General features: G+C 52.9%; 12 protein-coding genes and 1 pseudogene. 4 read left to right on the forward strand and 9 right to left on the reverse strand.

Annotation, left to right across the window (positions count from 1 at the left end):
- Positions 1-144: 144 nt before the first annotated feature.
- The 4 genes from Q1A48_RS15895 to Q1A48_RS15910 form a co-directional block, all read right to left on the reverse strand.
- Entirely contained in the window at positions 145-900 is a 756-nt protein-coding gene (locus Q1A48_RS15895) for a hypothetical protein (RefSeq protein WP_299946845.1), read from the reverse strand.
- Positions 897-1628 (reverse strand): ABC transporter permease, encoded by a 732-nt coding sequence (locus Q1A48_RS15900; protein ID WP_299946846.1) that lies wholly within the window; start codon positions 1626-1628, stop codon positions 897-899. The genes Q1A48_RS15895 and Q1A48_RS15900 overlap by 4 nt, the downstream gene beginning before the upstream one ends.
- Complete coding sequence (locus tag Q1A48_RS15905; RefSeq protein WP_299946848.1) at positions 1625-2488, reverse strand: ABC transporter ATP-binding protein; 864 nt, start codon at positions 2486-2488, stop codon at positions 1625-1627. Before Q1A48_RS15905 ends, Q1A48_RS15900 begins: the two co-directional genes overlap by 4 nt.
- A gap of 259 nt (positions 2489-2747) precedes the next feature.
- Complete coding sequence (locus Q1A48_RS15910; RefSeq protein WP_299946850.1) at positions 2748-3410, reverse strand: TetR family transcriptional regulator; 663 nt, start codon at positions 3408-3410, stop codon at positions 2748-2750.
- Positions 3411-3683: 273 nt separating this feature from the next.
- Here Q1A48_RS15910 and Q1A48_RS15915 point away from each other — a divergent pair, with 273 nt between their 5' ends.
- Both Q1A48_RS15915 and Q1A48_RS15920 read left to right on the forward strand, forming a co-directional pair.
- Complete coding sequence (locus Q1A48_RS15915) at positions 3684-4868, forward strand: efflux RND transporter periplasmic adaptor subunit (protein ID WP_299946853.1); 1185 nt, start codon at positions 3684-3686, stop codon at positions 4866-4868.
- Between the two features lie 11 nt (positions 4869-4879).
- Entirely contained in the window at positions 4880-8059 is a 3180-nt protein-coding gene (locus tag Q1A48_RS15920) for an efflux RND transporter permease subunit (RefSeq protein WP_299946854.1), read from the forward strand.
- 99 nt (positions 8060-8158) lie between these two features.
- On the opposite strand, the gene Q1A48_RS15925 is transcribed toward Q1A48_RS15920, so the two are convergent.
- A complete protein-coding gene (locus Q1A48_RS15925; RefSeq protein ID WP_299946856.1) occupies positions 8159-8752 on the reverse strand; it encodes an FMN-dependent NADH-azoreductase in 594 nt (197 codons plus the stop codon).
- 104 nt (positions 8753-8856) lie between these two features.
- Between Q1A48_RS15925 and Q1A48_RS15930 the strand changes: the two genes are divergently transcribed.
- A complete protein-coding gene (locus Q1A48_RS15930; RefSeq protein WP_299946859.1) occupies positions 8857-9789 on the forward strand; it encodes a LysR family transcriptional regulator in 933 nt (310 codons plus the stop codon).
- Positions 9790-9917: 128 nt separating this feature from the next.
- On the opposite strand, the gene Q1A48_RS15935 is transcribed toward Q1A48_RS15930, so the two are convergent.
- Both Q1A48_RS15935 and Q1A48_RS15940 read right to left on the reverse strand, forming a co-directional pair.
- Positions 9918-10664 (reverse strand): NAD(P)H-dependent oxidoreductase, encoded by a 747-nt coding sequence (locus tag Q1A48_RS15935; RefSeq protein ID WP_299946862.1) that lies wholly within the window; start codon positions 10662-10664, stop codon positions 9918-9920.
- Between the two features lie 654 nt (positions 10665-11318).
- Positions 11319-12326 carry a site-specific integrase gene (locus Q1A48_RS15940; protein ID WP_299946864.1) on the reverse strand — a complete coding sequence of 336 codons (1008 nt, stop codon included), beginning with the start codon at positions 12324-12326 and terminating at the stop codon, positions 11319-11321.
- A 191-nt stretch (positions 12327-12517) separates the two neighbouring features.
- Here Q1A48_RS15940 and Q1A48_RS15945 point away from each other — a divergent pair, with 191 nt between their 5' ends.
- Positions 12518-13576: a DNA-binding protein gene (locus Q1A48_RS15945; RefSeq protein WP_299946866.1), complete on the forward strand. Its 1059-nt coding sequence runs from the start codon at positions 12518-12520 to the stop codon at positions 13574-13576.
- A 415-nt stretch (positions 13577-13991) separates the two neighbouring features.
- On the opposite strand, the gene csrA is transcribed toward Q1A48_RS15945, so the two are convergent.
- Positions 13992-14216, reverse strand: a complete 225-nt coding sequence (csrA, locus tag Q1A48_RS15950; protein ID WP_299946869.1) for a carbon storage regulator CsrA — start codon at positions 14214-14216, stop codon at positions 13992-13994.
- 574 nt (positions 14217-14790) lie between these two features.
- Positions 14791-15027: pseudogene (locus Q1A48_RS15955) on the reverse strand (hypothetical protein); the annotation flags it as partial.
- Between the last annotated feature and the right edge of the window lie 187 nt (positions 15028-15214).

Here is a 15214-nt window from a genome sequence, read left to right on the forward strand (position 1 = left end):
CATAGTTGCCGGATCTGCTACAAAAAATAGTATTAGTTAAAGCTCCTGTGGGATATGCAGACTTCCAGTAATATCGCATAACTTCGGCAACCTCAGCTAGGAAGTAACCATATTGGTATCACCCTGCCCAATTTCTTGGTAATGCTAAATGATGCGTGTAATACGGTGCGATAGCCACATGGTCATTATCCCTTGCATTACAATTGCGAGGCATACGGTAACCCACCAGTCAGTGGCGTCATTCCAGGCCATCCAATACGCTTTGCTGACCAAGAAAGGAGGGAATAAACCAAACAGCCATTGCCAGGGTTCGGCAACAAACCACCCCAATACAATAATCCCACCTGCGAGGCTGACGAATTTAGCCACGGCAAATCCTTGCACTTTGTTCTCTGCGGTAACTGTAATAAATAATGCCACGATCGGAGCGGTCAACGCTGCCCCAACGGCCAATACTGGCAGCTGCCACAGTCCCAACCGCCCTTGGTGGGTCACTGCCAACATACTGGCCACTATTAGGAAGCCAAATGCAGAGGTTGCGGCTACCCGGTAGCCTAGGTAACTCAAAGGCGATACTGGTGTGACCAACATTGCACACCAAGTTCGGTCATCCTTCTCGCCAAGCAATAGGAACCCAAACACAGTTCCCACCAATGCCGCCCCATTATAGAGGATCATGTGTGCCAGGATGGGTGGATAATAGGAATACAGAGGGCGGTCAACGAGCTCTCCGGGCATGACTCCGTGTTGGCTAAGATATTCGTTCAACCAAGGCAAACCGTAGCGCAAGGCCAGGCTCAATAGAAGTGCAAAAACAAACATCGAGATTAACAGTTGATCCCGCCCGATAAGCCGCAAATCGTTGCGTCCCAATCGAATTGCCAGTGGTGTTTGTTTCAACTCTGTCTCCAGAACTCAAGGATGTGGACCCGGTAAGCTCGATACATCCATACCGTGAGGAGTATTATCGTTACCGCCGTATAGCCAAGTCCGTATGTCCATTCCGCAGGATTCAGAGTGTGGAATGCACCCTGTATCAGTAGGGTCGGCGCACAGGTAGGAATCAACAGAAATATCGGGTGTTCGCTAAGACCCAGGAATCTCAAAATAGGCAGTTGTAAAAGGCTTGTTATGAACGCGAGCGGAAGGAGAAATTCCATCAATGTTTGATACCGAACCACCAGGATCAATCCAACCAATGAATAGACGATGCTCAGCGTCACAATGCCGAGGAATAAGAAAAGAACTTCAACCGCTGTAAAAGGCCACCCTTGCCCAATCAGCATCAAGGTGCCACCGACCATGACCAAGGATTCTACTATTGCCAAGGTTGATAGTGACACGATTTTTGCCCACAGGTATTCACGACTGTGCAGAGGTGACGCGAGCTGCGCGATCAGAGTACCTTGCTCTTTTTCGAAAACGACCAGCACCGCCGCGTACAGCAGGGTGGAGCCGCCGACGGTGGCCAGTAACAGTACCGGTAACAGGGCGGGCAAGTACGCCGGCGAGGCAAGCATGCCGAGTGCCAGGGCCAATACCGCACTGGCTCCGATTCCGATCGAATACAGCTGCGTGCGCAGTTGTATTCGAAAGTCGGTGGTCATCATCGATAGCAGGCGGTTCATGGTGACAAAGCCTCTCCAGTCACCTCAATAAACACGTTGTCCAACGTTGTTTCCTGTGAATGTACTGTCTCAATCCGCTGCGCGGACCTCAATAACTCAATAAATGCGGCATTGTTGCCGATTCCGTCGAGCCCGAACTTTTTTTGTACCGTCTCTGATGAACCATCAATGTAATCTACTATAACCTCACGACTGCCAAAGCATCGCTTCAGTTTCAGTGGGGCGTCGATCAAGCGCAAAGCCCCTTGCGTGATAAATGCGACACGGTCACATAAAGCATCCGCGAGATTCATATCGTGGGTTGTAATAAATACGGTTGCTCCCCGTGAGCGGAGTTCCAGCACTAGATTTTGGATCTTCCGTGCGTTTGTGGGATCCAACCCACTTGTCGGTTCATCCAAAAACAGAATTTTCGGGCCGTGGATAATGCTGCGAGCGACATTCAGTCTTACCTTCATTCCCTTACTGAATTCAGAGACTTTTTGGTTCATCGCCTCAGCTAATCCGACCCACTCCAAGACTTCCGTTGAGTCATACGTCTGGCCGGTATAAAACGAGCGAAAGTGTTCGAGATTTTCCCGTGCGGTCAGTTTGAGATAGTGGTTGGGGAATTCGAATGAAACGCCAACATACTCATAATACTCCTTCCCCCAGCCGGCTAACTCCCGGTTCATCACTTTCACTTGGCCGCCGTATCCGCGCAACAGGCCGGTCAGTATGTTCTGCGTAGTCGATTTCCCCGCTCCCGAAGGTCCAAGCAAGCCCACTATCTCACCCTGGGCTATCTTGAAGCTAATACCACGTACGGCATTTTCAGCAGAGCGGGGGTAACGATAGGTCAAATCGTGTACTGCAATCATAGGTATTTCCCTAATGCGAACTCCTGCCCCCCCATACAACGCTAACTGATGCCCAGGGGTAGTGTGGTTGCAACTGAGGTTCGTTTTTCTATACCGCTGAATTAAGACGGAATATGTGATTTGTTCCCTGGAATAGTGGTTTTGCTGAAAGCCCTTGGCTCGAGTTGATTTATAAGCTGTCCAATTTGAAAACAATACTTGAAAGAGGTCAATGTCACATGACTACACGGCTTTTTTGCCGTTTGGACAAAGGGGTTAATCAGTGGAGGGCGCAGACTTGCCGCTGTCTGTTTTGGCGCATAGCGGGAGAAAAACGGATCATATCCAATAGGGAATCTATATAGCGCTCGCCAAGCTCGCCGAGATCCTTCTCACGCGATGACAACAACCATTCTTCTAGTACACTGAAGAGACCGCCGTGTAACATCTGCGAAGCGAGACTCACATCCAGATCCGCCGGTAATTGTTCAGCGGTGACGGCCATTTGCACCAGTTGCCCCATGCCTTCAAAGCCCACGGTGCGGCCCTGTTGTATACGCCGAAGGGATTCATTGCCCTCATCAACCAATTCACCGCATTGAAAGATAATCTCCAGTACCCTCTGCCACTGCTCGTTGCAGGCAATTTCGTGGAACAGCCATACCCAGCGGGTACGCAGTATGCCCAGTGGGTCTCTTTTAACCTGGTTCCCAGCGGATTCGCACAATTGTTCACCGGGCACCCGCATACGTTCGGTCAGGGCATTGAGGAGTTCGACATTGTCACGAAAATGATCGCATAGAGCACCCTGGCTAATGCCAGCCAGCTCAGCCACTGCTGAAAGGGAAGAAGCGGAGACCCCCGATTCATGAAAGATACTAAGTGCCGCGTCCAGTATGCGTTCTCGGATCTTCAGGGTTTGTTCGTTGCTCTGTTTGGTCATCGGGACTGCTGCTTCATCTGTAATCACATTAACCTCACCTGACCGTGGATTTACGGCATTTCGCCGCAGGGTGAGTGGGTGCGGTTTTTATGCAAGCTATTGAAAACACAGGAAGAAATTGCCTATTAGTGGGAAATTGCAGAGTGATAAATACTTGATAGAGTTCCGTTCGCGCACATAAAATGCCAATCTGCTGGAACCGGATTTTCCCGCCACTTGCACTTCCCGCTCCTGACAGCGCAGCCCAGGCAGTCAGCGCTTACCGAGGTAATCATGCTCAACAATAAAGCTCTCATCGGTCTTCTGGCCGTGTCCTCTTTGCTCACAGCCTGTGGTGAAGAGGCCGCTGTGCCGTCAAGAATGACACCTCAGGTAACCATTGTCACACTAAAGTCTGAGCCAATCACGCTCACACGGGAACTGCCGGGGCGCACTTCACCATTTAAAGTGGCGGAAGTGCGCCCACAAGTGAATGGCATTGTAAAACAGCAGTTGTTTCGTGAAGGCGGTCGGGTAGAGGCCAATCAGCCCCTCTACCAGTTGGATGACGCTATCTATCGAGCCGATGTGGACAATGCCCGGGCAATACTGCAGCGTGCCAATGCCGTTATGCATATCGCCCGCTTGAAAGCTGACCGCAGCGAAGAACTGGTAAGTGATGGCGCGGTAAGCAAACAGGAGAACGACTCTGCCGAGGCCGACCTGCAGGCGGCCCGTGCCGATGTGGCCGCGGCCAAGGCGGGGCTGCACAGGGCGGAGATTCAATTGGCCTATGCGCGAATCACCTCGCCAATTACCGGTCGGATTGGCAAGTCTGCCGTTACCCAGGGGGCACTGGTCACTGCCAATCAAGCCGCTGCGCTGGCTACTGTCCAGCAACTGGACCCCATTTATGTAGATGTCACCCAGTCTGCCGCCGAGCTTGTGAGCCTGCGCCGGGCTCTGGAAGCGGGTACTCTTGGGGACGCCACCCATCTGCCAGTCAGGATCTTTCTGGAGGACGGCAGCGAGTTTGAGTACAAAGGCAAGCTGGAATTCGCCGAGGCCAGTGTCGATCCATCCACCGGTAGTGTCCTCCTGCGCGTGGTGGTACCGAACCCTGACCATATGTTGCTTCCGGGGATGTATGTGCGTGCGATTGCGGGTAGCGGGGTGCTTGAGAAAGCCATTCTGGTACCTCAGGAGGGTATAACGCGGGATCCTAATGGGACCACTTCGGCGATGGTGGTCACGGAGGAGAATATTGTAGCCCAGCGCACGGTCAGGGTAAGCCGTACTATCGGCAATCGCTGGCTGGTAGAGGAGGGCCTACATACGGGAGACCGCGTGATTGTCGCCGGCCTGCAGAAGATTCGTCCGGGTGCGCCGGTGCAGGCCAGCGAGCGTTCTGACACACAGCCGTCGGCAGTGCCAGGAGGTGTCCAGGCCCCCGAAGTATCCGCCCGGCAGGGCTCCTGAGGGTAGGAATTATGGCGAACTTTTTTATCCACCGGCCTGTGTTTGCCTGGGTGCTGGCCATCATCACCATGCTGGCGGGGGCGCTTTCCATTATCCAGTTGGCTGTGGAGCGCTACCCAAATATTGCGCCACCTGCGGTCAATATTGGAGCCAATTACCCCGGTGCTTCCGCCCAGGTGGTTGAGGACTCGGTCACCCAGATTCTGGAGCAGAATATGAAAGGCCTCGATGGCCTGCTTTATATGTCTGCAACCAGCCAGTCGAATGGAAGCGCTTCCCTCTCTCTGACCTTCGAGAATGGTACAGATCCGGATACCGCCCAGGTGCAGGTACAAAACAAGGTGCAGCTGTCTATGCCGCTGCTGCCACAAGAGGTACAGCTTCAGGGGGTGAACGTCAGCAAATCCCGCAGCGGCTTCCTGATGGTGGCCGGTTTTGTGTCCGAAGACGGTAGCATGAATCGCAATGACATCGCGGATTATATCAATTCCGCCATTGTAGATCCCGTTAGCCGGGTACCTGGTGTCGGCAATGTGCAGGTCTTCGGGTCCAAATACGCTATGCGCATTTGGTTGGATCCCAACAAGCTGACCACCTACGGCCTGTCTGCAGCGGAGGTTGCTGCTGCGATACGTGCACAAAATGCCCAGGTTGCGGTAGGCAGCCTCGGCGCTGCACCGGCAATATCGGGGCAGCAGTTGAACGCTTCGATTACCTCCCAGGGGCGTCTGCAAACCCCGGAACAGTTCCGCGCGATTGTAATACGGGCCAATGACGACGGTTCCCTGCTGCGTCTTGGTGATATCGCGCGGGTGGAGTTGGGGGCGGAAAACTACGAGATGATCTCTCGCTACAATCGCCAACCGGCTACCGGTATCGCCATTAACCTGGCCACCGGCGCCAATGCGCTGGAGACGGCCGAGGGCGTCAAGGCGAAGCTCAAGCAACTGGAGCCCTTTTTCCCACAGGGTTTGAAATCGGTAATACCCTTTGATACCACACCGTTTGTCGAGGTTTCTATCAAGGGGGTCATTGCCACCCTGGTCGAGGCGATTATTCTGGTCTTTCTGGTGATGTACCTGTTTCTGCAGAACTTCCGCGCAACCCTGATTCCCACAATCGCGGTGCCGGTCGTGTTGCTGGGTACTTTCGCTGTGCTTGCGGCTCTGGGCTTCTCGATAAATATGCTGACCATGTTTGCCATGGTCCTGGCCATTGGCCTGCTGGTGGACGATGCCATTGTTGTGGTGGAGAACGTCGAGCGGGTGATGCACGAGGAAGGACTGCCGCCCAGGGAAGCTACGAAAAAATCCATGCGCCAGATAACCCCGGCGCTGGTAGGTATCGGTGTGGTGCTTTCGGCAGTATTTGTACCCATGGCGTTTATGGATGGCGCAACCGGGGTCATTTATCGCCAGTTCTCTGCGACCATTGTTGCCGCCATGGTGCTCTCGGTGTTGGTAGCCATTATCCTGACGCCGGCGCTTTGCGCGACCTTACTAAAGCCGCTGGCCCAGGGCGAAAGCCACGGCCAGCGGGGGTTTTTCGGTTGGTTCAATCGCAACTTTGAACGCAGCAGCCGGCGCTACCAAAAAGGGGTGAGGGCGGTTGTTACCCGCAGCGGTCGTTTTATGCTGCTCTTTGTCATGCTTTCTGCGGTGATGGTGATGCTGTTTTTGCGTCTGCCCAGTTCTTTTTTGCCGGACGAAGACCAGGGCGTGCTCTTCTCTATGGTGCAGGCGCCGGTGGGCGCCACTCAGGAGCGCACCATGGAATCTATCCGCAAGGTGGAAGACCAGTTTCTCAACAACGAGCAGGATACGGTTGCGTCCGTATTTTCGGTGCAGGGATTCAGTTTTGCCGGCAGCGGCCAGAACACCGGTATTGCTTTTGTCAATCTCAAGGACTGGTCTGAGCGGGAGGAGGCCCAGACAAGCGCCAGTGCCGTAGCGATGCGGGCCATGGGTGCATTGATGCAAATAAAGGATGCCCTTGCCTTTGCCTTTTCACCACCGCCTATACCTGAGCTGGGCTCTTCCGGAGGCTTTGCTTTTTACCTGATGGACAATGGCAACCTGGGACATCAGGCGCTGACTGCAGCGCGTAACCAGTTCCTGGGCATGGCCGCGCAGAGTTCGCTGCTCTCCAATGTCAGACCCAACGGGCAGGAGGACACCCCGCAATTCCGTGTGCAAGTTGATAACGCCAAGGCTGCGGCAATGGGGTTGTCTGTTGCAGAGATCAACAGTGCACTCAGCACTGCCTGGGGTGGCTCCTATATCGATGATTTTATTGATCGGGGCCGGGTCAAGCGGGTATACATGCAGGCGGATGCCCCTTACCGCATGGTGCCGGAGGATTTCCAACTCTGGTCTGTACGCAATGCCCAGGGCGATATGGTGCCATTGTCCTCTTTCGCCAGTTTTTCCTGGGAATACGGTTCACCGCGGCTTGAGCGCTACAACGGCCTGCCCGCTATGGAGATCAATGGCCAGGCGGCGCCTGGCATCAGCTCTGGGGAGGCCATGGCGGAAGTGGAAAAGCTGGTGGCGACACTGCCGGTAGGGATCGGGGTGGAGTGGAGTGGCCTCTCCTATCAGGAGCGCGCTGCTGGTGCGCAGGCGCCACTGCTTTACATTTTGTCACTGTTGATTGTGTTTTTGTGTCTGGCGGCATTGTATGAGAGTTGGACCGTGCCCACCGCGGTTTTGCTGATCGCGCCACTGGGCATTCTCGGTGCAGTGCTTGCGAACAGCCTGCGGGGGATGGAACGGGATGTCTACTTCCAGGTCGCCATGCTCACAACTGCTGGCCTGACCAGTAAAAATGCCATCTTGATCGTGGAGTTCGCCAAGCACAACCTGGACAGCGGCATGGAACTGGTGGCAGCTACCATGCGTGCAGTGCGCGACCGGTTGCGCCCAATCCTCATGACTTCACTCGCTTTTGGTCTGGGTGTGTTGCCACTGGCTGTTGCTACCGGGGCCGGTTCCGGTGCCCAGCGGGCCATTGGCACCGGCGTGTTGGGGGGTATGGTGGTGGGAACCCTGCTCGGTATCTTCTTTATTCCGCTCTTTTTTGTGGTTGTGCAGCGCTTATTTGGTCGGAATAAGACCTCGTTCAGCGCGGAACTTCCCGCTGATCAGGGAAAGCTTACCGATAAACAAGCGGACACTGTAGAGGCCGTATAAAACCCCTTTTTGCATTGTCTTGAATAGAAATAAAAGGTATGGGCCGACACAATCGGCCCCAATCGCAACCTGCCGTAGGCAATTTTTTTCACCGAGGGATCAGGAGAGTTCGGTAATACGCCTGTTTGCTGCTGCCAGGTTCTTTTCTTTCGCCTCCCCGGCAACAGCCAGCCCTTCAATGTAAATAAACTCCACATCGGTCATGCCTACAAACCCCAGAAACTGACGCAAAAATGCGCTTTGCGCATGATCATCACCGTAGAAGCCGCCGCGAGCCGCAAAGACGATAACTTTTTTGTTCACGAGCATCCCCTGGGGGCCATTATCGGTATAGCGAAAGGTAACACCGGAGCGGGCAATATGATCGAAATAGGTGTGCAACGTGGATGGAATAGTGAAGTTGTACATAGGTACTCCCATTACCACGGTCTCAGCGGCAGAAATTTCTTTAATCAAAATATCCGAATAATGGACCATTGCCTGCTGCTCTAGGCTGCGCTGTTCCTGTGGTGTATTGAATGCTTGATAGTGCGCCAAGGTCAGGTGCGGTATCGGTTCTGCCACCAAGTCGCGGCTGATCACTTCTCCACGGGGATTCTTCGTTTTCCAGTTCTGCACGTATTTTGCGGCCAACAGGGAGGATTGACCCTCTACCTGAAAGATACTGGATTGGATAGTGAGTAGCTTTGCCATCATTGCCTCCTGAGAGAGTATTTTTGTGATGGCGGTATTGAAACATTGGATGATTCGATTAAAAATACGAAAATTGTGGGTAAACCTATCAACTTATTCGATCTATGAATGGAGAGTGTCTACAAAACTCCTCGTCAGCGCCCAGGATAACCCTGGAGCAATGGCGTTGCTTGGTGGCAGTGGTGGAAGAGGGGGGCTATGCCCAGGCGGCGGAGCGGTTGTATAAGAGCCAGTCTTCGGTGAGCTATGCGGTACACAAGCTGGAGACAGTACTCGGAGTCAACGCATTTGCCCTGCATGGCCGCAAAGCTGTGCTCACTTCTGCCGGCGACATGCTCTTTCGCCGGGCCAAGCAGCTGTTGGAGGATGCAGCGAGCCTGGAAGGCGCAGCCCACAAAGCCTCTGCCGGTTGGGAGACAGAGATAGCCATTGCCGTGGAGGTTCTTTTCCCCACCTGGTTATTGCTGGAGTGCCTGGACCAATTCGGAAAAGAGAGCCCGCAAACCCGTATTGAAATTTATGAAACCGTTATCAGCGGTGCACCGGAGGCTCTGCAGCGTAAGCAGGTAGATTTTGCTATCAGTCCGCATATCCCTATGGGGTTTAGTGGTGAACTGTTGCCCAACGCTATACACATTATTCCGGTGGCACACCCGGATCATCCACTGCACCAGCTGGGGCGGGAGCTGACTCTACGGGATCTGCGTCACCACCGCCACCTGGTTGTGCGCGATACCGGTCCTATGCGCACCAGTCGCACAGCCACTGTCGACGTAGCTCAGCGCTGGACAGTCAGCAATATAACCACTTCGCTCGGTGCAACCTGTCGGGGTTATGGCTTCGCTTGGTTACCGGAAGAAAAAATCCTCACAGAACTCGCTGAGGGCAGCCTTAAGCCATTACCCCTACGCGGGGGCAATAAAAAAATCGCGCCCATGTATCTGATATTTGCTGATGGTGATACCACCGGTCCGGGGGCGCAAAGGCTGGCCGATATTATCCGCCAGCGCCTGCGGGACTTGTCGGGGGAAAGCTGAGAATAGGGTCCTTTATTAACCAGCAATAATGCCTTGCAAGCTTGCGGAAAACCCACGGCGCTATTCAGGTGCCCAGTATCAAATAGCTTTATTAGCCATGGGGACTGGCAGATCGCTGAAAGACAACCCTAACGGTAGTCGGGGTTGGGGAAGTCCGGCTTGCAACCGGCATCCCAACGGGAGCGCTGGTTACCATGGGCTGGTATGCCGCCTGCATCTTTGATCATCCTGGCCAGATGCATCAGGTTCCAGGTCATAAAGGTGGTATTGCGGTTGGTGAAATCATTTTGCGGACCTCCGGAGCCAGGGTCCAGGTAGGAGGGGCCAGGGCCTGCTTCTCCTACCCAGGCGGCATCTGCTTGTGGTGGGATTACATAGCCCAAATGTTGCAGAGAATAGAGAATGTTCATGGCGCAGTGCTTGGCGCCATCTTCGTTTCCAGTAATCAGGCAGCCGCCAACACGACCGTAATAGGCATATTGGCCCTGATCGTTCAGGTCGGAAGAGTTGGCATAGAGTCGCTCGATGGTTTGAGTGCAGATGGATGATTTTTCACCGAGCCAGATAGGCGAGCCGATGACCAGTATGTCAGCTTTTTCTACCTGCTGGTAAATCTGCGGCCATTCGTCATTTCTCCAGCCGTGCTCGGTCATATCGGGGTAAACTCCAGAAGCGATGTCATGATCCACCGGTCGCAGTACCTGTGTATGAACTCCATTTCTCTGCATGATCTCGCGGGAGATATTGATCAAGCCATCGGTATGGGAAAGTTCCGGAGTTGGCTTTAATGTGCAATTCAGGAACAGAGCGTTGAGATCGGAAAAATCCCAAGAGCTGGATTCGCACTCGGCCAGCTGTTTTTTGTTGAGTGTCATATGTAGCCTCCATACTATTAGTGCTGCTGTGTTTCGGGAAAGAGGTGCATTGGCGTTGCTTTCTGTCACAGGTTTGTTCTGTCAACGCTGATAACCTGCCTGTTCCAACTGAGTTTCACAGGCTGCAAACGACCATTTGTCATTATTCGGTGTTTGATACTGCCCAAAAGCCCATGCGGATCGAGCCAGGGTTATCAAAAATAAATGCTAGCTGTGCTTTTTGTTGTATTGACGAAAGTCGTGTCGGGTTTGCTCAATGAACCGTTCCGGGATCTATTTGTCCGCTGGGGCATCGAAGATGATGCTGGTTATACGCACCCGCTGGATCACAAGTAGCAACTCAAACTGCGCAGGACTACTTTTGCCGAGGAAAAGATACAAGTAGGCGTTCCTGTGCAGAGAGGCGGTTGCAGCCGTGATTACAGTGTTTCCGTAACAGGGTTAAATCATTTTGGTAACGTCCGGCTGACCTGTCAATGCACAGTCGAGAATGTCGATTTTACAGCCAGATTTGTAATCAACAATATTCAGCTTGTCGATACTTCAAACACTCAAGAAGTGCGCCGCAGATCCGTCTGGTAAATGCCTGGTAGCGATAACAGCTTATCGTCATCGACATTGAGAAATACGTTTTGAACGTGTTTTCGCAGCAGCCTATCGAAGAAGCTCTGCCATCTTTTTCATTAATATTGAGGAGGCATTGTCGGAAAACTGTTGCCCTTCTTCAATATATCCCCAGACAACAGCGTCGCTTTTCCAGCCACCCTGCTTCTTGATCAATTCAAAACTCACTTTTTCGCGCGCCGCGGCGGTCGAAAGGCCGCGTCGAAAGCTGTGACTACTGACCTGATCGACAAAGTCAAAGCCACAGGCATGGCCAAGTTTCTTCAGCAAGTCATTAATGGCAGTGGGGTTTAGCTGTTGCGGCTGAACAGTATCCCAGCGATTGACCGCACGGAACACGGGCCCCTCTGTGATGGCAGCAATTTTTAACCAGTGCTTAAGTGCTGAGGCGGGGCAAACCTGTGCATCGCCATAGGGGAGGGCGCGCAAAATCCCCTCACCACTCTGGTCTGTTTTGGATTTGGGTAGGCGTATGATTAATCCTTCCTCTTCCCATATCAAGTCGGACACCTGTATTGACACCAGTTCACTGCGCCGAAAGGCACCAAAGAAACCGGTCAGGAGTAAAGCGAGGTCCCGGGCTTTCTTCTTGGATGCCACTTGAGTACGCAAGTGGCCGGCCATCGCGGCCAGATGCTGCATACTGAGTGCCTTGGCTTTTTGCTTGGGCTTACCATGGGTACGCCTTATGCCCTGCATGGTTTTTTGTACCAGCGGGTCGGTCACCGGATTGGACATGCCCTGGTACTGGTGCCATTGCCCAATGGCAGTGAGATGCAGGTCGAGGGTGCGGGAATTTAACACCTCAGCGCGGTTAAGCAGATAGCGCACCAGTACCTGGTTGTTGGTAGGAAGCCTGCCTCCCCACTTTTCAAACTGGCGAATGGCGGACCGATAGGCCTTGCGGGTGTTATCTGAGGTGGAGGCGCGCAGGTAATCCTGGACTTTTTTCTCCCGAGGGAGCTTTTCTTGTGCGCCAATGGTGCTTCCGGTAACAAGCGTATCTCGAAGTCTGGCAGGGGGTTGTTCTTTGTCCATGGAGTCTTGATACCCGTGAAATCTGTCCTTTTGTACCGAAGATACAGCACTCGTGCGTTTTTGTTGAAGTTTAGCCTTCGATAATAAACCTTATCGAAGGTTAATTAAATACATTCAAGAGATAGATTTAATCACATAATAATGTAATATTACGTATTATGTAATATGTTATGAAAATAAAGGAGAGCACTATGGCACGAATAGGGGTTACCTACCTGGATATCGTACAGGCAGCCAACGCCATAAAAGCCCGCGATGAGGAGCCCACTGTTGACAGGGTGCGTACCCAACTGGGCACCGGCAGTAAAAGCACCATTGCGCCTCTCCTTAAACGTTGGCGCAGCGAAACCGCCAGCAATACAGACGTCAGCGGGTTACCCAGGGATCTGGTAGAAGCGTTGAAAAAGCTGCATCAGCACATTCAGGGGGATGCCGACCAGAGAGTCGCGCAAAACCAGCAGGAGCACCAGAAACAGCAGAATGCACAGTTATCTCAACTGGCTCAGGCCCGTGAGGCCGAGGCAAAACAGTCCGCCAGAGTGCGCGAACTGGAGCAGAAGCTCTCATTAGCTGAAGCAGATAGACGCAGCCTCAGGCAGGCTGTGGAAGAGAAGCAGGCGGCATTGGAGAAATGCGAGTATCAGCGCCAAGAGGCTGTCACCCGTATTGAAGAACAAAAGAATACCATCAAAGAAATGAAGCTTGAGAATCGTGATATCCGTGAACATTTCGAGCACTTTCAGGAAAACACCGCCAATGATCGCCAGTATGAGCGCGATCAGTTCCACACAGCCAGTGAGCAATTAAAAGAACAGATAGCTGCACTCACCGAGCAATTGTCGCTAGCAGAGCATAAGTTTAGTGAGCTGAACCTGCTCTACAACCAGGGGCAGGTCCTTGTCACGGAGCTGAATCACGAAAAACAGGAGATGCACGAGCAAATTGGTGCAGTCCAGGCAAAAAGGGAGGCCCTACAGCAGCAAAATGCAGAGCAGGGCAGGCAGTTGGAGAGTAAAATGGCGGAAGTTGCCAATTTACAAGCCCAGATTGTCCGCCTGCAAGGCAACAACTCGGCTTTTTGCAAAGAATCCCAGCTACAGCGACAGTCACTGGATAAATTGGAATCTGAATTGGCGGCAGCACAGGATCGACTGGAGCAATTACTGGATGAAAATCGTATGCTCCTGCAAGAAAAAGCGATCATTCAAGGGCAGTTTAAACAGTTGGAAAGCTCTCTGGAATCGCGTTAATCCATTGAAAACTTACAGGTGAATCACCCCGGGTTTCCCGGAGTCCAACGTTCATGAGAGAACCAGCCAATGAACAAACGACCTGGATACTCCCTCGTAAGTACGGGGACACGCAGTTCGCATGAGGTTGACCAGCGAGCATCGGTCTCGCTGGGCAGCGATCGCAGCTATTGCGTCCAGGATCGGCTGTACACTTGAGACACTGCAATCGCGGGTCAACAAGAGGCAAGTCGGCAAGGGTACTAAGCCGGGCACACAGCCTGCCTTAATATGCTGACGCAGGTCGAGCAAAAGACCATGCGCCCACCCCGAAAACATAGGCTTCCCGGAAGGCGGGGCTACCCGGATGCCCGCGGTGGAAGCTTTCTGGCCTTTGCTGCGACTGGGGTTGCGGGCCCACAGGGAAGATTCCGGTCTATGGCAGACCCTCCCCACGGGGAGAAGCCACTGCCAAAGGCTTTCCATTGTCCCGCGCCCGCTCCTTTTGGATGCGCAGATATACCTCTTCCCGGTGTACCGGCAGGGATTTTGGGGCCTTGATACCCACCCTGACCTGATTACCCGTAATTTCCAATACTATGACGGAGACATTTTTTCCAATTCTGAGATTCTCGCCTGGCCGGCGTTTTAGAATCAACATAAGCCTTTCCTTCCGGTTTGCAAATTCCGGGCTGACTTTTTGTGATGGGAATACCCGGGGTGTAATGGTTGAAGGAAATACAAGGCGGGGCGCGGGAACGGTAGGCGGTAAAGCAGAACTGCCGCACGCAACGCCCCCAGGGCCTGGGGAACCGCGCCAAGTGCCTGAAGGGGCTCCGCTTTATTGAAGACGAGCGGGTTTCTAGCGTATTATCCATATAGCCATTTTGATACTTGCTTATCAATTTGGTTAGCTGGCCCTCTGGTGGTTGCACACCTTGGGTCAGCGCCTTTTACTTACGCTTAGGCCACGTTACCGTTCTCCTGTTGAAGGGAAGGGATTTTAGAAAATGCCCGGGCTGTAAACAAACTGCCCGGGCAGTTTGGACCGCTTGCGCTATTGGCTCGCAAAAACCGGTCCAAATACTGACAGAAACCTTTGGATTCTACGCCGCTTTGACACGAAAGAAAACGGAATGCAATTCAATAAGATCATTTTGATGCCTATATTTCTAAGCGCAAGCGCCCGGAAAAACCGCAATGCCCTTTTAAAAAGGGCCGGTGACACTGGCTTGTTATACCACCCCTGCGTTTCCGAAACACATAGATGGCCATAGGAAGGCACAAGCGGGCCGCTGAATTTGGTGGTATTTCTTGAGTTTGTCGAAACGTGAGGCATTCGTGCGGTCGTGCTTCAAGCGTGCAACCGCATTCTCAACCAGAGGCCGATTTTTGTAGAGTTCCCTGTTCAAATCCGCGTTGCCTTCCACGAAATTGCGCACTCCGGGAATCCCTGCCTTGGCACTCTGTTGCGCTTAGGGTAACGTCCATCCACGAAAACCTTATGACCAGTGCTTAAAACAATATTGTCTGTCACTTGCCTGACGGGAACCAGGCAGAGAAGGATCTACGTTGTCTACTCGGCCTAGCGGGGGCATTTGAACAGAAACTTACGGTTTCAGCCCTTCAGGCGCTCTCCAAACCGTAAATCCTTGTAAG

It is taken from the genome of uncultured Microbulbifer sp. (assembly GCF_947489355.1).
Classification (GTDB): Bacteria; Pseudomonadota; Gammaproteobacteria; order Pseudomonadales; family Cellvibrionaceae; genus Microbulbifer.